16 protein-coding genes are annotated in these 19,141 nt (G+C 69.4%); 8 read left to right on the top strand and 8 right to left on the bottom strand.

Annotated features, from left to right (window positions below; all coding sequences use genetic code 11):
• Positions 1-47: 47 nt before the first annotated feature.
• The 5 genes from ACQPXM_RS24465 to ACQPXM_RS24445 all read right to left on the bottom strand — a co-directional run bounded on the left by ACQPXM_RS24465 (position 48) and on the right by ACQPXM_RS24445 (position 5,021).
• Complete coding sequence (locus ACQPXM_RS24465; RefSeq protein ID WP_432937147.1) at positions 48-791, bottom strand: hypothetical protein; 744 nt, start codon at positions 789-791, stop codon at positions 48-50.
• A 40-nt stretch (positions 792-831) separates the two neighbouring features.
• The gene (locus tag ACQPXM_RS24460; protein WP_432937144.1) at positions 832-2,463 is read right to left on the bottom strand and encodes an APC family permease; all 1,632 of its coding nucleotides are present in this window, start codon (positions 2,461-2,463) and stop codon (positions 832-834) included.
• Positions 2,464-2,656: 193 nt separating this feature from the next.
• Positions 2,657-3,211, bottom strand: a complete 555-nt coding sequence (locus ACQPXM_RS24455) for a hypothetical protein (RefSeq protein ID WP_432937142.1) — start codon at positions 3,209-3,211, stop codon at positions 2,657-2,659.
• On the bottom strand, positions 3,211-4,068 hold the full coding sequence (locus tag ACQPXM_RS24450; protein ID WP_432937139.1) for an ABC transporter permease: 858 nt from the start codon (positions 4,066-4,068) through the stop codon (positions 3,211-3,213). The genes ACQPXM_RS24455 and ACQPXM_RS24450 overlap by 1 nt, the downstream gene beginning before the upstream one ends.
• Entirely contained in the window at positions 4,068-5,021 is a 954-nt protein-coding gene (locus tag ACQPXM_RS24445; RefSeq protein WP_432937137.1) for an ABC transporter ATP-binding protein, read from the bottom strand. Before ACQPXM_RS24445 ends, ACQPXM_RS24450 begins: the two co-directional genes overlap by 1 nt.
• 276 nt (positions 5,022-5,297) lie before the next feature.
• Between ACQPXM_RS24445 and ACQPXM_RS24440 the strand changes: the two genes are divergently transcribed.
• The 6 genes from ACQPXM_RS24440 (at position 5,298) to ACQPXM_RS24415 (ending at position 15,344) form a co-directional block, all read left to right on the top strand.
• Positions 5,298-6,299: a hypothetical protein gene (locus ACQPXM_RS24440; RefSeq protein ID WP_432937134.1), complete on the top strand. Its 1,002-nt coding sequence runs from the start codon at positions 5,298-5,300 to the stop codon at positions 6,297-6,299.
• Between the two features lie 18 nt (positions 6,300-6,317).
• The gene (locus ACQPXM_RS24435; protein WP_432937131.1) at positions 6,318-7,019 is read left to right on the top strand and encodes a response regulator transcription factor; all 702 of its coding nucleotides are present in this window, start codon (positions 6,318-6,320) and stop codon (positions 7,017-7,019) included.
• Positions 7,012-8,397 (top strand): sensor histidine kinase, encoded by a 1,386-nt coding sequence (locus tag ACQPXM_RS24430; protein WP_432937128.1) that lies wholly within the window; start codon positions 7,012-7,014, stop codon positions 8,395-8,397. Before ACQPXM_RS24435 ends, ACQPXM_RS24430 begins: the two co-directional genes overlap by 8 nt.
• Before the next feature lie 180 nt (positions 8,398-8,577).
• On the top strand, positions 8,578-11,757 hold the full coding sequence (locus ACQPXM_RS24425) for an efflux RND transporter permease subunit (RefSeq protein ID WP_432937126.1): 3,180 nt from the start codon (positions 8,578-8,580) through the stop codon (positions 11,755-11,757).
• A complete protein-coding gene (locus ACQPXM_RS24420; protein ID WP_432937123.1) occupies positions 11,754-12,179 on the top strand; it encodes a hypothetical protein in 426 nt (141 codons plus the stop codon). Before ACQPXM_RS24425 ends, ACQPXM_RS24420 begins: the two co-directional genes overlap by 4 nt.
• A gap of 24 nt (positions 12,180-12,203) precedes the next feature.
• Complete coding sequence (locus ACQPXM_RS24415) at positions 12,204-15,344, top strand: efflux RND transporter permease subunit (RefSeq protein ID WP_432937121.1); 3,141 nt, start codon at positions 12,204-12,206, stop codon at positions 15,342-15,344.
• Positions 15,345-15,377: 33 nt separating this feature from the next.
• Here the strand turns inward: ACQPXM_RS24415 and ACQPXM_RS24410 are convergent, their stop codons facing one another.
• Complete coding sequence (locus ACQPXM_RS24410) at positions 15,378-15,578, bottom strand: hypothetical protein (RefSeq protein WP_432937118.1); 201 nt, start codon at positions 15,576-15,578, stop codon at positions 15,378-15,380.
• Positions 15,579-15,666: 88 nt separating this feature from the next.
• Positions 15,667-16,773: a helix-turn-helix transcriptional regulator gene (locus tag ACQPXM_RS24405; protein ID WP_432937115.1), complete on the bottom strand. Its 1,107-nt coding sequence runs from the start codon at positions 16,771-16,773 to the stop codon at positions 15,667-15,669.
• A 116-nt stretch (positions 16,774-16,889) separates the two neighbouring features.
• Between ACQPXM_RS24405 and ACQPXM_RS24400 the strand changes: the two genes are divergently transcribed.
• Together ACQPXM_RS24400 and ACQPXM_RS24395 are read left to right on the top strand one after the other, a co-directional pair.
• Positions 16,890-17,522 (top strand): hemerythrin domain-containing protein, encoded by a 633-nt coding sequence (locus tag ACQPXM_RS24400; protein WP_432937113.1) that lies wholly within the window; start codon positions 16,890-16,892, stop codon positions 17,520-17,522.
• A gap of 6 nt (positions 17,523-17,528) precedes the next feature.
• Entirely contained in the window at positions 17,529-17,996 is a 468-nt protein-coding gene (locus ACQPXM_RS24395) for an SRPBCC family protein (RefSeq protein ID WP_432937111.1), read from the top strand.
• Here the strand turns inward: ACQPXM_RS24395 and ACQPXM_RS24390 are convergent.
• Positions 17,902-19,062, bottom strand: coding sequence for a galactose-binding domain-containing protein (locus tag ACQPXM_RS24390; protein ID WP_432937109.1), 1,161 nt, complete (start codon positions 19,060-19,062; stop codon positions 17,902-17,904). The genes ACQPXM_RS24395 and ACQPXM_RS24390 overlap by 95 nt on opposite strands.
• Between the last annotated feature and the right edge of the window lie 79 nt (positions 19,063-19,141).

The raw sequence follows: 19,141 nt of genomic DNA, 5'->3' as shown, positions 1-19,141 counted from the left end.
CGAACGCGGCGGCCTGACTCCGACGGCCTCCGGCTCCGCCGGACAGCTCACAGTTGCGACTTCGACCAGTCGACTTGTTGCGGCGCGACCGTCGGAGTGCCGACGTCGATCTGGATGTCTTCGTGTGGCAGCAGCGTGATCTCGCTCGGTGGTCCGGCGTACCGCCGGCCATTCACGAACACCGTCAGCGGTCCTCGGGCAGGTCCGACCTGATCGGCAGTGAGGGGTTGCTGCCAGAGTGCGAAGAACTGACCGAGCGTGTACTTGCGTTGGCTGGGGGACTCGACGTGGATGATGCCGTCCTGACTGTGGACGTGAAGCCAGTAGTAGCACGTCGTCGCGGAGTCGAACGGTCCGTCCGCCGTCTGCTCGGCCACCGGTGAGACCAAGCCGACCCCGGCGGGGATCGGCCGAAGGGAGCCGTTCACGTACACGGCCAGGTGCGTGTGGATGTGGTACGCGACCTGTTCGCTCGCGGAGCAACTGATGCCGTCGATGGTTCGGCCGGTCGCCGAGGTGCTCGCCGGTGCGAGCGGCGTTCCGTCCTCCAGCGCGATGCCTTCCGGACCCGTTGCCGGGAGCGCAGGCGATGCCGGCCCTGTCGCCGGGGACGCCGGCCCTGTCGCCGTGGCGGCCGCCCGGTTGCCTTTGCCGGCCAGGGTGAGAGCCGCTGCCGTCAAGCCACCGGCCAGAACGCCGGCCATGCCCACCCAGGCCACTACCCGGACGATGCGGCGCCGCCGAGCCGCCCGTCGACGCGCCGCGCGCAGTGCATCTACCCGTTCACCCATCGTCTGCCTCCTGATGTCCTAGCCGGCTGCCAGTGGGGGATCACTGCAGGCCGGACTCTTCCGGTACGACGACCTGGTTGATCATCTGCTCGATCCGGTCGGTGGGTAGGGCGACGGCGATGGCCCAGAAGTAGATGACGAGGCTGAAGGCCGCGACGACGACCATGTCCCACCACAGCGGGAACCACGGGTGCGTCAACGGGCCGAAGTCGCTCAGGTAGACGATCAGGCCCATGCCGACCAGGTACGCCGGCAACCACTGCGCCGCCCGCAGGTCGAGCTCCGGCGTGACCGGGTTCAGCTTGAAGACCCGGTTGCCGATCAGGACGACGTAGCCGAGCAGGATCGCGACGCCGAGCTTCCAGTCGGTGGTCCAGCCCGACCACAGGATCAGCAGGTTGGCCACAACGAACGCCAGCGGCGACATCCAGGACCCGCCGGGCAGCCGGTACGGGCGCTCGGCGTCGGGCAGCCGGCGGCGGAAGACTCCGAAGGCCAGCGGCGCACCGGCGTACATCAGGACGCTGGCACTGGTGATCAGGCCGACGAGCGAGCGCCAGCTCGGGAAGGGCAGGAAGCAGATGCAGCCGATGACGAAGGCGGCGATGAGTCCGGCCCAGGGCACTCCTTCGCGGGTGGTCCGCTCGAAGGCCGCGGGCACGTAGCCGTTGCGGCTGAGTCCGTACGCGACGCGCGAGCTGCCGGTGATGTAGATCAGGCCGGTGCCGGCGGGGGAGACGATCGCGTCGAGGTACAGGATCGCCGCCAGCCAGCCCAGGCTGACCAGCGTCGCGACCTGGGCGAACGGTCCGGTGAGCGTGCTGAAGGCGGCGGTGGCCCAGGTGCCGTGGATCAGTTCGGCGGGCAGGGCGGCGATGAACACGACCTGGAGCAGCAGGTAGATGATCGCGCCGATCACGATCGAGCCGATCACCGCGCGCGGTATGTCTCGTTTCGGATCAGTGCTCTCGCCCGCGAGCTGGTCGGCCTGCTCGAAGCCGAGCAGCGCGAAGATGATGCCGCTGGACGAGACCGCGGACAGGATGCCCTTGGCACCGTACGGGTCGAAGCCGTCGGCGGCGGTGAAGTTGCCGACGTGGAACTGCGCCACCGCGAGCACGAAGATGGTCAGCAGCGGGATGCCGACCTTCCACCACGTCGCCGTGCTGTTGGTACGGGTCAGCAGCCGGATGCTGAGGAAGTTGACGGTGGTGATCACGGCCATCAGCACCACCGCGACCGCGATGCCCGAGGCGGTCAGCACGTCCTGACCGCCGGTGGTCTTCAGCCAGCCGTGGGCCCAGGAGTAGTGCTGGCCGTAGGTGATCATCGCCAGCACCTCGATCGGTGCCACCGTGGCGGCCTGAAGCCAGGAGAACCAGCCGAACGAGGCTCCCGCGGCACCGCCGAACGCATAGTGCGGGAAGCGGGCAGTGCCCCCGGAGACCGGATACATCCCGCCCAGTTCGGCGTGCACCAGCGCGAGGATCAGGATCGCGACGCCGCCGATCGCCCACGAGATGATCGCCGCGGGACCGGCGGTCGCGAGCGCGCCCTGCGCGCCGAACAGCCAGCCGGAGCCGATGATCGACCCTTCCGAGGCCCAGATCAGTCCGATGAAGCCGACTTCCCGCTTGAGCCCGGGCCGGCCGCGCTGCCCTGCGGATGCCATCTGCGAAGTCCCCATGCCTTCCAAGATCACTCCGCGCGGACCCGCGGCGTAGACCTGCTGGCTGCACTTTCGGCCCGCCCGCTAGCAGGTAGTGGGCGGGTACGCGGGACAGCCGGCCAGCGGGTACGCGCTGACAGTGAGCCGCTGGCAGGGGCGATCGAAGACGAAGCCGGCGATCACAGGCCGGCCCGGCTCAGCCGGCCGGCGCCTTGTCGTGCGGGCGGTGGCGCCGTCGGCGCAACATCGCCGCGCCCATCAACAGTGCGACCGCCGCCGGGACGCCGGCGGCGATCGGGGCGGCTCCACCGGTGTCGAGGGTGCGTTCCTGGGCCACACTCAGTTGCAGCGACTTGCTCGAGGTCACCGGTGCGGCGGCCTGGTCGGTGCTGAGCGCGACGTACACGACGAATCGCCCGGAGTTCACCGCCTGCAGCTCCCACTCGAGCGTCTCCGCCTCGCCGCCGGCGATCGGTTCGAGGTACTGCGTGCGCTCGCCGGACCAGTCCTCGGGGTCGACGTAGACGCCCGGGTCGGTGGCGAAGACGTTGAGGTGCGCGATGACGCCGGCCGCGTCCTGCTCACCCGGATTGCGCACCTGCGAGGTGAAGCGCAGGGTCTGGCCGAGTCCGATGCTCGCCTCGGCCCGGTCAAGCGTGACCACCACTGGATCCGCCTCGACGGCGGGCGGGACCGAGCCGGTCGCCAGGACGACGGCCACCGAGGCGGTCAACCGCAGGTACGCCTTCATCACCGGCCTCCTGTCCCCAGTCGTAGCCGCGTCGATACGGCCACAGCGGCGACGACCAGGACGCCGGCGACGATCGCGGGCCCGATCAGCCAGTGACCTTCCTGGGCGAACGTGCGTGCGTTGATGATGGTCCGGCCCAGGTAGCGCAGTGCCGCGGTGAACGGGTCGACCCGCAGCAGCAGGTCACCGAACCACCCGCGCTGCGCCGACGACGGCATCTGGGTCGGCGCGAACAAGGCGAGCAGCACGAACACGCTCACCGAGAGACTGACCCGGTTCGACGACGCGAAGGTGCTGATCACCAGCCCCAGACCGGTCATCGCCAGCGCGAGCAGGCCGCCGACCAGGAAGCCGTTGAGCAGGGACGTGGTCACCACGTTCACACCGCGGCCGAGGTACCAGACGTACGGCGCGGACACGACGAAGGCGGCCAGCCACAACGAGAGCGCGGCCAGTCCTTTCCCGACGGTGAGCGACCAGCGCGGGATCGGTGCCAGCAGCAACGACTCGAGGCTGCCGCGTTCGCGTTCGCCGCTGATCGCGTCGGCAGCCGCCAGCAGCGTGAGCAGGACGCCGATCGCGACGGCGACCTGGAGGGTGAGGCTGACCGCTTCCCGCTGCTCGAGGAAGTTGAGCGCCTCGTTGGTCGCGGTCAGGTACGTCGTCACGCTGAGCGTGACGGAGTAGGCGAACAGCAGCACCAGCGCCCGTCCGCCCAGCCACAGGTCGCGCAACTCGCGTCCGGTCACCACCAGCCAAGCAGGACGGCTGCGCCGCGCGCCGTACTCGGCCGGCGCTTCGGGCCGACCCTCGCCCGCCTCCACCCGCGCCGCTCCGCCGCTCGCGTCGACAGCCATCAGACCTCCTCGGTGACGGCGAGGAAGGCGTCGCTCAGGCGGCCGCCTTCCAGCGAGAATCCCAGCACCGGTACGCCGGCCGCGATCAGGCTGGAGATCGCCGTCGTCGCCGCGGTCTCCACCTCGACCCCGGCCGGCAGGCTCAGCTCGAGCTCTCCGAGCGCTCCACGACCCTTGCCATCAGCAATCACCTCGGTGCCGGCCAGTGCGACGAGCGCCCGATCGACCTGCTCCGGCGGTACCCGAACCCGTCCGTGTCTGGCCGCCGCGGCCTTGCGGACCACCTCGGCGACCGTGCCCTCGGCAACGATCTTGCCCCGGTTCAGGATCACCACCCGGTCGCAGACCTGCTCGACGTCGGCCAGCACGTGGGTGCTGAGCAGTACCGTCGCCCCGCGTTCGCGCGCGATCCCGCCGATCAGGTCCAGCACCTGCGCCTGGCCCATCGGGTCCAGGCCGAGCGCGGGCTCGTCGAGGAACACCACGTCCGGGTCGTTCACGAGGGCCCGGGCGATCCCGAGTCGTTGCTTCATGCCCCTGCTGTACGCCGAGATCAGCGTGGACCCGCGCTCGGCCAGGCCGACGTCGGCCAGCAATCGGCGCGCCGTACCGCGGGCATCGGCGCGGCTGTGCCCGAACAGCTCGGCGTGGTAGCGCAGCCATTCCTCACCGGACTGGGCCGGCGGATAGCCGGCGCTTTCCGGCAGCACCCCGACCCGGCGACGGATCTCCGCGGGCCGGCTGTGCGGCACACCAGCGACCGTGAACGACCCACTGTCGGCGGGGAGGATCGTGGTGAGCATGCGGATGGCGGTCGTCTTGCCGGCACCGTTGGGGCCGAGAAAGCCCAGCACGGTTCCGGCGGCGACCTCCAGATCGAGCGACTCCACCGCGACGACTCGTCCGTACTTCTTACGCAGTCCCGTCGCCTCGAGCGCCGGACCGGCGGCCATGGTCAGCCGCCCTGCCCGGACGCGACGACTCCCACGTCCCCCATGAACGCCCCCTGACCGGCGCACCGCACGACCGTACGACGCGCTCCGTGCGCCTTCTGTCATGGTGGGCACAGCCGTGCCGAATCGGCAAGAGCTCGATCGCACCGAACACGGCAGTTCGCCCGGACCCCTTCTCGTCGCGGCTCCGGCGCGCGACACTCCAACCAAGGGCACGTGGTTGGGGGACAGGCCATCAGGCCTGCGACCGCGGTGCCGCATGGGGGAGGGATCCGGATGCGGCGTCTTCGCATCACACACGTTCTGTTGCTCACGGCCGGCCTCGCCGGTCCCGGGGCCCTGGTGGCCTGCAGCTCCGATGACCCGGCGGGCGTGCAGGCACCCTCGCCGACGATCGCGCCGCCTACTTCGCCGGTCACCAGCGCACCCGTCAGCGCGTCGCCGCCGGACGACTCCACGGCCTCGGTGCCGACCACGCCGGCGTCCCGGACGCCCGCACCGAAACCGACGACCGAGTTCGTTCCGCAACCTGGTTACGACCGGTCCGCCTTCACCCGCTCCACCGCCGTCACCAACAAGTGGTTCCCGCTGCGGCCGGGGATGCGGATGACGTTCCGGGGCCAGACGATCGAGGACGGTGAAGTGATCAAACATGCGGTGACCTTCATCGTCACGGACCTGACCAAGGTCATCGACGGCGTCCGCAACGTGGCCGTCTGGGAACGCGACTACAGCGACGGCGTGCTCGAAGAGGCCGAACTGGCGTACTTCGCGCAGGCCGACAACGGCGACGTGTGGCACTTCGGCCAGTACCCCGAGGTGTACGAGGAAGGGAAACTGGTCGAGAGCCCGGCCTGGATCCACGGCGTGAAAGGCGCCAGGGCGGGAATCACGGTCAAGGCGAATCCGGTCGTCGGCGGACCGAGCTACTCGCAGGGCTGGGGACCGGCGGTCGGCTGGTCGGACCGGGCCAAGACGTACCGCACCAACCAGCGCACGTGTGTCGCGGCCGGGTGCTTCACCGGCGTCCTGGTCACCGACGAGTACAGCCAGGACGAGCCGGGCGCCCACCAGCTGAAGTACTACGCGCCGGGCGTCGGCAACGTCCGGGTGGGGTTCTACGGCAACGACCCGACCAAGGAGACCCTCGAGCTGACCAGCGCCCGGATGATGAGTGCGGCCGACCGGGCCGAGGCGCGGGCCGAGGCACTGAAACTGGAGCGGAGCGCCTACCGGCACAGCAAGGACGTCTACGGCCGGACGGCGCCGTTGCGGTGAGCGCGATCGGGAGGTGACGTGCGGATCCTGGTGGTCGAGGACGAGCGCCGGCTCGCCCGCGCGATCGGGCACGGCCTGGAGGACCACGGTTTCACCGTCGAGCTGGCGCACGACGGTGAAACCGGCCTGTGGAAAGCCCGTGAGCAGGACTACGACTGCGTCGTCCTCGACCTGATGTTGCCCGTGCTGTCCGGTGAACAGGTCTGCCGGCAGCTGCGGGCCGACGGCTGCTGGGTGCCGATCCTGATCCTGACCGCGCGAGGCGGTGCCGAGGCCGAGGCCGGTGGGCTGGACTTCGGAGCCGACGACTACCTGCGCAAACCGTTCTCGTACCGGGTGCTGATCGCCCGGCTCAACGCCCTGCTGCGGCGGACCGCGCCCGCCCGGCCGGTCGACCTCGTCGTCGGCGATCTGGTGCTCGACCCGGCCCGGCGTTCCGTCCGCCGCGGGACCACGCCGATCGAGCTCACCCGGCGGGAGTTCTCGCTGCTGGAGTACCTGATGCGCAAGGCCGGCAGCACTTGCTCGAAGGCGGAGATCCTCGACCATGTCTGGGGAGCGAACTTCGACCGCGAGCCGAACGTCGTCGAGGTGTACGTCGGCTATCTGCGCCGCAAGATCGACCAGCCGTTCGGAACCGGGAGCATCCGGACCGTGCGGGGACACGGCTACCTGATCGGCGACGACGATCCGGGCAGGGTGGAGTCCATCGATGGCTGAGCCCCGGCCGGCCTGGCGACGGCTGCCGTCGCTGCGGACCAGGATGGTCCTGATCGCCGCGGCCGCCACGGCGGCGGTCCTGGTCGTCGGAGGCTTGCTGCTCGCGGCGACCGTGCGGATGATGCTGGTCGGCGACGCGGTGGACACCGCCCGGCTACGGGCCCGCGACCTCGGCGCGCTCGCGGCCGCGGCGAAACTGCCGCCCGACCCGGCCGTCCGCGACAGCGACCTCGTCCAGGTCGTCGGCGCCGGCGGCCGGGTGGTGGCGGCGAGCCGCAACATCGCCGGCGGACCACCGCTCAGCCTGCCCGCACAGCCCCCGGGAACCACCGTGGTCCACGAGGTCGACCGGATCCCGATGGCCGACTCGGGCGCCTACCATGTCGTTGCCCACGGCATCATCACTCCGGAGGAACCGGTCACCGTGTACGTCGGCGTCTCGATCGAGGAGATCGACGAGACGGTGGCCCTGGTCGGTCAAGCGGGACTGGCCGCGATCCCGGTGTTCGTCGTCTTGCTGTCGGTGGCGATGTGGACCGTCCTGGGACGAACGCTTGCTCCGGTCGAGCGGATCCGGCGCGAGGCCGACGCGATCACCGCCCAGCACCTGGACCGCCGGGTCTTCGAACCGGAGCAGCACGACGAGCTCGGCCGGCTGGCCCGTACGGTGAACGCGATGCTGGACCGGCTGCAAGACAGCGCGGACCGTCAGCGCCGGTTCGTGGCCGACACCGCTCACGAGCTGCGCAGTCCGATCGCCAGCCTGCGCACCCAGCTGGAGACGGCCCGGGACAGCAAACGGCCGGTGCACTGGGACCAGGTGAGTGCCGACCTGCTCGACGAGACCGTGCGGATGCAGATGCTCGCCGAGCAGTTGCTACTGCTGGCACGGGCCGACGCGGGAACGTTGGGACGAACGAGGACCGCCGTCGATCTCGACGATGTGGTCGACCTGGTCAGCGCTCGCCTGGTCGTCGACCCCGCGATTCGGCTCGATACCCGGGCCGTCGGGCCGGTCCAGGTGTTCGGCGACCCGATGCTGCTGGAGCAGGCGGCGCGCAACCTGATCGACAACGCGGTCGCGCACGCCGACCGGCAGGTCCGGGTCGGTGTCACCGTCACCGATGCAGAGGCGGTGCTCACCGTCGACGACGACGGTCCTGGGATCCCACCCGAGCGCCGCCAGGAGATCTTCGAACGGTTCACCCGACTCGATGCCGCCCGGGACCGCGACCACGGCGGTGCGGGACTGGGGCTGTCGATCGTTGCCGACATCACCCGGGCTCACGACGGCCGGATCGACGTCGGCGACTCACCGCTCGGCGGGGCCCGCTTCCAGCTCAGGCTGCCGATCACGGAGGAACTGAGAAAGTCCTGAGAACCGGCGCGTTGACGCGGGTTCCGCACCGACCTACTCTCCGAAGGAAGGGGACCACGCGAGTCGAGCCACAGTTCGCGTGGGACGAGCGAGGGGGTGTGGCCACGGGGTTCGGCTGGACGGCGTACTGCGTCGTGCTGCCCTGCGGCGCTGCCTCCTCTGGGGGAGGTCTCGACGATCATGCGTTGGATCGTGGCATCGAGCATCAGGTTCAGCCGGCTCGTGGTGGCGCTGGCCATCGGCGTGCTGATCATCGGCGTCGTTCAAGTGGGCCGGGCGCGGATCGACGCGCTGCCGGAGTTCACCCCGACCACTGTCGAGGTCCAGACCGAGGCACTGGGGTTGTCGGCCGAAGAGGTCGAGCAGATGATCACGGTCCCGCTGGAGCAGGATCTGCTGGCCGGGGTTGCCTTTCTCGACACCATCGAGTCGGTGTCGCTGCCCGGACTGTCCTCGGTGGTGATGACGTTCGAACCGGGGACCGACCTGCTCGACGCCCGCCAGGTGGTGCAGGAACGGTTGTCCCAGGCAACTGCTGTGGCGGGTCTTCCGCACGTGTCCAAGCTGCCGCAGATGATCCAGCCGTTGTCGTCGACGAGCCGGCTGTCGATGATCAAGCTGTCCTCGGACGCGCTCACCCCGATCGACCAGTCGGTCCTGGCCCGGTGGGTGATCACGCCCCGGCTGATGTCGGTGCAGGGCGTGGCCAACGTGACCGTCTGGGGATTCCGGGACCGGCAGTTGCAGGTCCTGGTGGACCCGCAGCGGTTGCGCAGTACGGGCGCCACGCTGCCGCAGGTGATCCGGACCACCGGCAACGCGCTCGAGGTGTCGCCGTTGTCGTTCCTGGAGGCGTCGTCGCCCGGGACCGGGGGGTTCATCGACACGGTCAACCAGCGGCTCGGCATCTTCCACGAGCAGTCCATCTCGACCCCGCAGGAACTGGCCCGCGTCCCGCTCGAGGGTCAGCCGGCCGGCGCCACCGCGCGCACCCTCGGCGACGTGGCACAGATCGTGGAGAACCATCAGCCGCTGATCGGCGACGCGATCTGCCCGGGCGGCGAACGCTGCCTGCTGCTGGTGGTGGAGAAGTTCCCCGGCGCCGACACCGTTGAGGTGACCAAGAACGTCGAGGCCGCGCTGGCCGCGATGCAGCCGGGGCTCGGGGGGCTGCGGATCGACACATCGCTCTACCGGCCGGCGTCGTTCGTCGAGTCGTCGTTCGCCGACCTGCAGTGGGCACTGGTTGCCGGGGGCATTCTGTTGTTGCTGGTCCTGCTGCTGCTGTTCCGGGACTGGCGCCGCGCGCTGATCACCCTGGTCGCGATCCCGGTTCCGCTCGCGGTCGCGGCCGTGGTCCTGTACCTGCGCGACACCGCCGTCAACTTCATGGTCGTCGCCGGTCTCGTGCTGGGCCTGACGGTGATCCTGCACGACGCGATCACCGACGCGCACGGTCTCACCGCGCGGTTGCGCGCCCGGCGCGGAGACGAGGATGCGGCCGACACCGTGGCGACCACGGCGGCGGCGACCCGCGGCGGCCTGCTGTACGCCGCTTTGATCGTGGCGGCGGCCGCCCTGCCGCTGTTCTTCCTGACCGGGGTCGGCGACGCCTTCCTGCCCCCGCTGGTGTTGTCGTACTTGCTCGCAGTCGGGGCGTCGATGCTCGTGGCGCTCGTGCTCACGCCGGTCGTCGCGGCGATGCTGTTGTCCGGTGACCACCCTGAGCCGAAGAGCGGCGGAGTCTTCCGCCGGCTGAGCGACGGGTACGACCGCCGGGCGCCCAGGCTGGCCGGCCGCACCCGGGCCGCCTTCGTCGTCGCGGCGGTCGTGGCGCTGGTCGGTCTGGCCGCGGTGCCGTTGCTGGACGCCTCGCTGAGCCCGGCACTCAAGGAACGCGACGTACTGGTTCATCTCGAGGCGCCACCCGGGACGTCGCTGCCCAAGATGACCGAACTCACCGAGCAGGCGGTCCAGAGCCTGCGATCCGTGCCAGGGGTCGAGAACGCGGGCGGTCAGGTCGGACGCGCGATCGCCTCCGACCAGATCGTCAACGTCAACTCCGGCGAGGTGTGGGTCAACGTCGGCGCCGACGCCGAGTACGACGCGACCCTGGCCGCGATCCGGGACACCGCGCGCGGCATCACCGGCGTACGGACGGAGGTGCTGACGTACTCCGGTGAGCGGGTCACCGACGTGCTCGACCGCAGCCGCGACGGCCTCGTCGTTCGCGTCTACGGCGACGACCCCGCTCAACTGGATCGCACGGCTGAGGAGCTGCGCGGACGGATCGCGGGAACCGACGGCATCACGGGCGTCACGGTCGACCGCGCGCTGACCGAGCCGACCATCCAGGTGCAGGTCGACCTCGCCCGGGCTCAGGCCGCCGGCGTGAAACCCGGCGACGTACGCCGCGCCGCGACGGCGCTGATGGGCGGCATCACGGTCGGCAACCTGTTCGAGCAGCAGAAGGTGTTCGACGTGGTCGTGTGGGGCACGCCCGCGATCCGGCAGAACGAGGCTGGGGTGGAGAACCTGCTGATCGACAAGCCGGCCGGCGGTCACGTCCGGCTCGGCGACGTGGCCGACGTCCGGGTCGTACCGAACCAGGTGGCGATCCGGCACGAGGCGGTCGCGCCGTACCTCGATGTCGTTGCCGACGTGGGCGGACGGGACCTCGACGCGGTCGCCGGCGACGTCCGCGAACACCTGGCTCAGGTGCAGTTCCCGCTGGAGTACCACGCCGAGCTGCTCGGTGAGTACGAGGAGGAACAGGCCGCGCAACTGCGGACGCTCGCGGTGTCGGTGGCCGCGGCGATCACCGTCTTGTTGTTGCTCCAGGCGGCGTTCGGAAGTTGGCGGCTCGCGCTGCTCGCCTTCGTGGCTCTACCGCTGACGCTGAGCGGTGGGGTGGTGGCGGCGGTGATCGCCGGCGGGACGCTCGGGCTGGGGTCGGTGGCCGGGCTGCTCGGTGTCTTCGGGATCGCGAGCCGGGTGATCGTGCTGCTGATCCGCCGGTACCGGCAGGAGACGGAGTTCGGATCCGACGCTGTCGTGCGGGGGACCCGGGACGTGCTGGCGCCGACGCTGGTCACCATGCTGGCGATCGCGGCCGTGCTGGTGCCGATCGTTGTGGTGGGCAACATCCCGGGGTTCGAGATCGTGCACGCGATGGCGGTGGTCGTGCTCGGCGGGCTGGTGACGACGACGGTCGTCACGCTGTTCGTCGTACCGGTGCTGTACCTGCGATTCGGGTTCGCGTCGGAGCCGGACCTGTGGGCCGACGAGCGGCCACCCACCGAACGATCGGAGCCGGAGCTGGTGCCGGCGAAGGCGGGGGAGCGGGAGGTCTCGTCGTGAGGCCGCGCTCCGCTCTGCCGGTGCTCGTCCTGACGGCCGTTCTCGCCGGCTGCGCCGGCACGGTCGCGGACTCCTACGAGATCGAGCACGAGCCCGCCCACCTGGAGACCGTGGCCGGCAGTGACCATCCGAAGGTCGTGCTCGAGCAGGAGGCAGTCCGCAGGCTGTCCATCCAGACCACCCCGGTACGCCGGCAGGCGAACCTCCTCGTCGTGCCCGGCGCCGCGGTGTTCGTGGATCCGGAGGGCGGCTGGTGGGTCTACACCAATCCCGAACCCAACGTCTACCTGCGGCACGCGATCACGGTCCAGCGCCAGGCCGGCGGACTGGCGTACCTGACCAGCGGACCGCCCGCCGGGACCCAGGTCGCCACCGTCGGCGTACCGACGCTGTACGGCGTCGAAGAAGAAGTCGGGCACTGAGGCACCGGTGAAGGGGCCACTGACATGCGCTGGATCGTCGCATCGAGTCTGAAGTTCCGCTTCCTGGTCGTCGCGCTGACCGCCTTCTTGATGTTCTTCGGCGTGCAGCAGCTGGGCAAGTCGGCGGTCGACGTGTTCCCTGAGTTCGCGCCGCCGAAGGTGGAGGTGCACACGATCGCGATCGGGCTGGGCCCGACCGAGGTGGAAGAGCTGATCACGGTTCCGATGGAGCAGTCGCTGAACGCGATCCCGGGGGTCGACACCGTCCGGTCGCGCTCGGTCGAACAGTTGTCTCAGGTCGTGCTGCTGTTCGCCGAAGGCACCGACCTGTTGGAGGCTCGCCAGTTGGTGGCCGAACGGCTGGCCTCGATCACCCCGACCCTGCCGACCTGGGCGGCGCCGCCGGTGATGCTGCAGCCGCTGTCGGCCACCAGCCGGGTCCTGAAGATCGGGCTGTCGCCGGCCGATCCGAGCATCGACATGATGGATCTGTCGATGACGGCGTACTGGAAGATCCGTGCCCGGCTGCTGCAGGTGCCCGGCGTGGCCAACGTCCCGATCTGGGGCGAGCGGCTGGAGATGCTCCAGGTGCAGGCCGACCCGGCCCGGATGGCCCAGCAGAAGGTCAGCCTCGAGCAGGTGATGACGGCCACCGCCGACGCCCTCGACGCCGGCCTGCAGCAGTACTCCGACGGCAACTTCATCGGCCGGGGCGGGTTCCTCGACGGCCCGGACCAGCGGCTCGGGATCCGGCACATGACGCCGATCGTGGACCACGACCAGCTGGCCGGCGTACCGATCGTCACGAACGACGGCCGGCAGATCCGGCTTCGCGACGTCGCCGATTTGAAGCGCGACCACCAGCCGCTGATCGGTGACGCCGTGATCAACCAGGGCGACGGCCTGATGCTGATCGTGGAGAAGTTGCCCTGGGCCAACACCCTGGACGTCACCCGGGGGGTCGAGGAAGCGCTCGCCGAGTTGCGTCCCGGTCTGCAGGGCATCGCGATCGACTCGACGATCTTCCGCCCGGCCACCTTCATCGAAGACGCGATCGACAACCTGACCCGGTCGCTGATCCTCGGCGCGCTGCTGATGATCGCGATGCTCGCGCTGTTCCTGTACTCGTGGCGGACCGCGGTGATCAGCGTGGTCGCGATCCCGCTGTCACTGCTGGCCGCGCTGCTGATCCTCACCGCGCGAGGCACCACGATCAACACGATGGTGCTGGCCGGCTTCGTGATAGCGCTGGGCGACATCGTCGACGACGCGATCATCGGCGTCGAGAACATCGTCCGCCGGCTGCGCCAGTACCGGAGCGAGGGCAGTACCAGATCGACCGCCAGGATCATCCTGGAGGCGGTGCTGGAGGTGCGCAGCGCGATCGTCTACGCGACGCTGATCGAGGTCGTCGCGATCCTGCCGATCTTCATGCTGGCCGGGCTGTCCGGATCCTTCTTCCGGCCGCTGGCGCTGTCGTACGCGCTGGCGTTGCTCGCCTCGATGCTGGTCGCGCTGACGGTCACGCCGGCCCTCGCGCTGATCTTCTTCCGCAACCCCAAGTCGCTCGAGCAGCGCGAGTCCCCGGTGGTGCCACCGCTCAAGCGCGGGTACGAGTGGATCCTCACCCGGTTGGTGAAGCGGCCGCGGTTCGGCTACCTGGCGGTCGCGCTGACCACCGCGCTCGGCCTGGTCCTGCTGCCGCTGCTCGGCCAGTCGCTGCTGCCGAACTTCAAGGAACGCGACTTCCTCATGCACTGGCTCGGCAAGCCCGACATCTCGCTGCAGGAAGAGGTTCGCACCAGCAAGGCGGTCAACGCCGAACTGCTCACCATCCCCGGCGTCCGCAACGCCGGTTCACACATCGGCAACGCACTGCTCGGTGACGAGCCGCACGGCGTGTACTTCGGGGAGAACTGGATCAGCGTGGACCCGTCGGTCGACTACGACCAGACGGTCGCGTCCGTCCGCGGCGTCGTCGACGGCTATCCCGGGGTGTTCCGCGACGTGCTCACGTACCTCAAGGAACGGATCCGCGAGGTGCTGACCGGGTCCAGCGACCCGATCACGATCCGGGTCTTCGGCCAGGACCTGGAGCAGTTGCGGACGAAGGCCGAGGAGATCAACCGGATCGTCGGTGACGTGCCGGGGGTGGGCAAGCACTCGGTGGACTTCCAGGACGCGATCCCGCAGATCCGCGTGGAGGTCGACCTGGACGCCGCCCAGCGGCACGGCCTCAAACCCGGCGACGTCCGCCGCGCGGCGGCGTGGCTGATGGCCGGCGAGGAGGCCGGCGACATCTACACCGAGGGCAAGGCGTACGACGTCCAGTTGTGGACGCCGCCGGACAAGCGACGCAGCGTCACCGACCTGGAGAACCTGCTGATCGACAAGCCGGGCGGCGGCCAGGTCCGGCTGAAGGAGGTCACCGACATCAGCATCGTGTCGGTCCCGAACGTGGTGCAGCACGAGGACCTGTTCCGCAACATCGACGTCGGCGCCGAGCTCGACGGTTCCCGGGACCTGGGGTCGGTCGTCGCGGACATCGAGGACCGGCTCGAGCAGGTACAGATGCCACTGGAGTTCCGCGCCGAGATGCTCGGCGAGTACACCGAGCGGCAGTCCGCCCAGCAACGGCTGCTGATCTACGCGATCGCGGCGGCGGTCGGGATCATGCTGCTGCTGCAGGCGTCGTACCGGAGCTGGCGGCTGGCGGTGATGACCTTCGTGACGCTTCCGGTCGCGCTCGTCGGCGGGGTGATCGCGGCGTACGCCGGCTCGCGGGTGATCTCACTCGGCTCGCTGGTCGGCTTCCTGACCGTCTTCGGCATCGTCGCGCGCAACGGCATCATGCTGATCAGCCACTGCCAGCACCTGGAACGCGAGGAGGGTGTGCCGTTCGGTCCCGACCTGGTCATCCGCGGCGCCAAGGAACGGCTCGTCCCGATCCTGATGACCGTGCTCACCACCGGCCTGGCGCTGATTCCGCTGCTGGTGTCCGGTTCGATCCCCGGCCAGGAGATCGAGCACCCGATGGCCGTGGTGATCCTGGGAGGACTGATCACCGCGACCTTGCTGAACCTGTTCGTGGTGCCGGCGTTCTACCTGCGCTTCGCCAGGTCCCGCAAACAACGCCGAGCCGAGCCTGAACCCACAGCGGTCTGACGGCCGGTGGGAGTTCCTTGCCCGCAAGGATCGTCACCGGGTCGGAACCTCGTCGAGCCAGGACCGCAGCAGCGCGTAGTCGGCCTCGGCGGCTCGGCGCCGCGCGCGGGCGGCGCGGACTTCGGCCAGCGCGCCGAGCCCGATCAGAACTACGACGTCAAGCAGAAGAACACCCTGCAGAAGGCTCATCAGCACCGCTTCCCGGACGGCAGAGGAGACAGACACCTCGATCATCCCGGTCTGCTGCTGAGAGTCCGCTGAGGACGCCTCGTACGCCGGTATTCAGGCCCGTGCCGAGCGATCACGACACCGGCAGCGACAGTCAGGCGAACCATCCGTCCGGGCCTACGGTCTGACCCGTGCGGGGCAGGTACTGGCCGAAGAGCACGTTCGCGACGAGTTCGGCGCGGCTGCCGACGTCCGCCTTGAGGAAGATGCTGCGGGTATGGTCTGCGACGGTGTACGCGCTGATCGAGAGTTCGCGCGCGATCGCCCGGCGGTCGCGTCCGGCGAGTAGCGCGCGAAGTACGTCGCCCTCGCGTTCGGTCAGGCCCCAGAGCCCGGCGAGCAACGAGACAACCGCGGGCGGCTGCGCGGGTTCCAACGTGACGACGATGCGGCCCTTGACCCGGTCACCGTCGAGCTCGCCCGCACGGATCACGATCCATCCGCCGTCGGCGGTGCGGGCGCGACTGACTGCGGTTCGCGCCCCGAAACGCCGATAGCGCAGGACCGCGGCCAGGGCCGGCATGAATCGATCGGGCAGCCGGTTCGGCTCTGCCTGGAGGCGGTCGAGGTGTTCCAGCGCCTGAGGGGTCGCGATCTCGATCTCGTTGTGGCCGTCGACGATGACCACCGCCGGGCCGGAAGGAACCGGTGGCAGCTCCACCGGCACCTGCCGGAGCAGCGTCCCACGCAGTCCGTCACCGAGATCTCGCAGGCAGCGCGCCAAGACGTCGACGTCATCGTCGTCGAAAGACCGCTCCTTGGCGCGCATGAGGGAGCCGTATCCCCAGCAGCGGCCGTCGCTGCCTCGAAAGACCATCCGTACCTCGTCGCGCATACCCAGCGCGCGCACCAGTTCGTTGTAGTGCGTGGTGTGCTCGGGCATCCCGTCGCAGGCTTCCCAGATCCCCCTGATTCCACGCTTGGTGTGGGCGAGGTCGGCATAGGAGTTGCTGTCCGGTGTGGGGCCGTACTCCAGATCGACGAACAACCGGATTCCGCGGGCATGGCCGAGTCCCAGGGTTGTGCCGGTGGTCGGCAGCATGGTGGCGGGGTCGACCATCGCAAGACAGGCCCCGTCGTACGGGACGACATCGGCTATCGCTGCCAAGGCGGCCGTTCGGAACTGCCCGCAGTCGGCCGCCTCGGTGGCGCCCTCGCGCACCGTCGTCCGGAGTACCTCGGCCCTGCGTGCCGGTTGCACCGATCCAGCCTACGTCCGGCGACGGAATCAAGGCACCCCACAGATGGGGGATGGCCCCGGCCGAGAGCCGGCACCAGGCTGGCATCGCACCCACTCGGAGGACCAGGAGCCGTCGAATGACCACCACCGGCCTGTCGAATGCCGATCTCTGGATCATGTTCGCCCTGCACGACGCCTTCCGGCGGGATGCGGAAAGACTGGCGAGGGTCGCCGCGCGATTCGCCGGCGACGACCCGGACAGGCGGGCAGCCCTCCTGGTGGGGTGGCGGCTGTTCAGCGGCGAGCTGCACCACCATCACGGTGTCGAGGACAACCGGATCTGGCCGCAGGCGCGGGAGCGCTGCGGCACCGAGGCACTGGCGGTGTTGCAGGCGATGGAAGACGAGCACGCGTTGGTCGATCCTGCGATCAGCGCGGTCGAGGCAACGTTCGAAGAGCCCGATTGCGCCTCGCTGCCCGATGCCGTCGAGCACCTCGTCGGTGTCCTGCGCTCGCATCTGGACCACGAGGAACGCTATGCGTTGCCGGTCCTTCAGCAGACGATCACGCCCGGCGAATGGCGCGCGCTGTCCCGAAGCGTCCAACGTGAGATGGGTTTGAAGGGCGCTGCGACCGTGCTGCCTTGGATCATGGACGACCTGCCGCCACGCCGTGCGCAGCAAGTGCTCGACGAACTCCCGGTTCCGATGAAGGTGCTGTACCGATACCGCTGGAACCCGCGGTACCGGCGCACGCGCCGCTGGGAGTGATCGACCATGAGCCGCACCATCCGGGCCGAAACGGTGATCCCGCACGACCCTGAACACACCTGGGAGTTGATGTTCGCCAATCGCTTGCAGCACGTGGTCGAGCGGTCGAGAGCGCTCGTCGCCGTCGAAGACTACGAGATGCGGGCGGACGGCACCCCCCGCTACGTGATGGTTCATCGGCTGGGACCTTTCACGACGCGTTTCACCTCGGACTACTCCTGCTACGACCGACCGCGGCGAACCGTCAACACCGTCGAGGACAGCCCGTTCGGCGGTACGTACGAGATCACGCTCGAGCCCGAGGGGATGGGCACCCGCGTCGTGCATCAGTGGCGAATCGAAGGCACCAACTGGTTCACCCGGGCCTTGCTCCCGGCCATCACGCCGCTGATGGCCCGCTCGCTACAGACGGATCTGGACGCGTTCGCCAAGCAGGAACACGGGTCGGGGAGAGAGGATGGTCCCCGCCCCTGATGCTCGAACTCGGACTGCTAGCGGCGTTCTCAGTCGGTCGAGGTAACCGTGGCCACGTCAGCTCTGTTCGGGACGGCCCGTTGCCGTGTCGGCGACACCCGACCCGAAATGTCCCCAGGTACGCCGAAGCCGCGGTGTGATCGGCGACCGTGCTCCAATTCTGGCGGTCCTCGCTGGTCTCGACGACGAACTGGGGCGTGTCTTCCGAGTCCCGGAACGTCACGTCCAGTCGCTCGAGCGCAACGAGACGCTCCAGATCGACGAGGATCCAATGTCCGTCCAGGACTGTCGCCGGCCCGGCCGTGTCGAAGGTGATTCGGCCTCCAGTGGCGAACTCGCCGGGGCCGTCCTCGACGAGCAGCGTGATCGGGGCGCTCGACGACACCTGGCGGCCGACGGCATCGGGGAGGGTGGCAACGATGTGCAGGTCGTCGGTTTCGTCCGCCCGTTCAAGCACGGTCCGGTCGGCCGACAGGACCAGCCGGGCTGGATCAGCGGGCTCGGGCCACGTCGGCGGCTCGATGCCGAGCGAGTCCTTCTGGTACCAGGGCCAGGCCCGCTTCGGCAGGTGCGCGTAGTCGATCATGCCCATCGAGCCGAACCGCGGACCCGCGATGCTGCCGTGGTCGAACCCGCACCAGCGCACCTCGCCACTGCTCCACGAATGGCGCCACGGGTACGGCGACTCCTCGGTCGGCTGCTCGTCGTGGGCCAGGTCTCCCCACTGCGGTGCGTACGCACCGGGCCGGTGCTCCATCGCCGACCCGTACGACACGATGTTCGGTACGCCGGGATCCGGGAACATCCACTCGAACCGCTCCCAGTGGTCCGGCTCGACCGGATAGGCTCCGCGTCCCCACGGCGAGTGACCGAACGGCGCGGTGCCCCAGAACGGCGGCTCCGGCCAGACCAGGAGACCGAGCTCATCGGCGTACGACGTGAACGCGAGGTCGTGCGGGTAGTGCTGCCACTGGTCGTCGTCGAAGTCCTCCACCTCGGCTGACGCAGGGTCGCCGAGGGCGAATCTCCACGCGCGGTTGAGGTTGGTCCGTCGCAGCACGTGCACACTGCCCTGCTCGACATAGATAGGATCTTTATCGACGGCCTGGTGAACGTCCAGGGGCTGTAGACGGAGGTAGTGTCGT

This window comes from Kribbella sp. CA-253562, from assembly GCF_050942265.1.
GTDB lineage: Bacteria > Actinomycetota > Actinomycetes > Propionibacteriales > Kribbellaceae > Kribbella.
The sequence above is the reverse complement of the archived record's forward strand: the minus strand, read 5'-3'. Positions and strand labels throughout refer to the sequence as shown.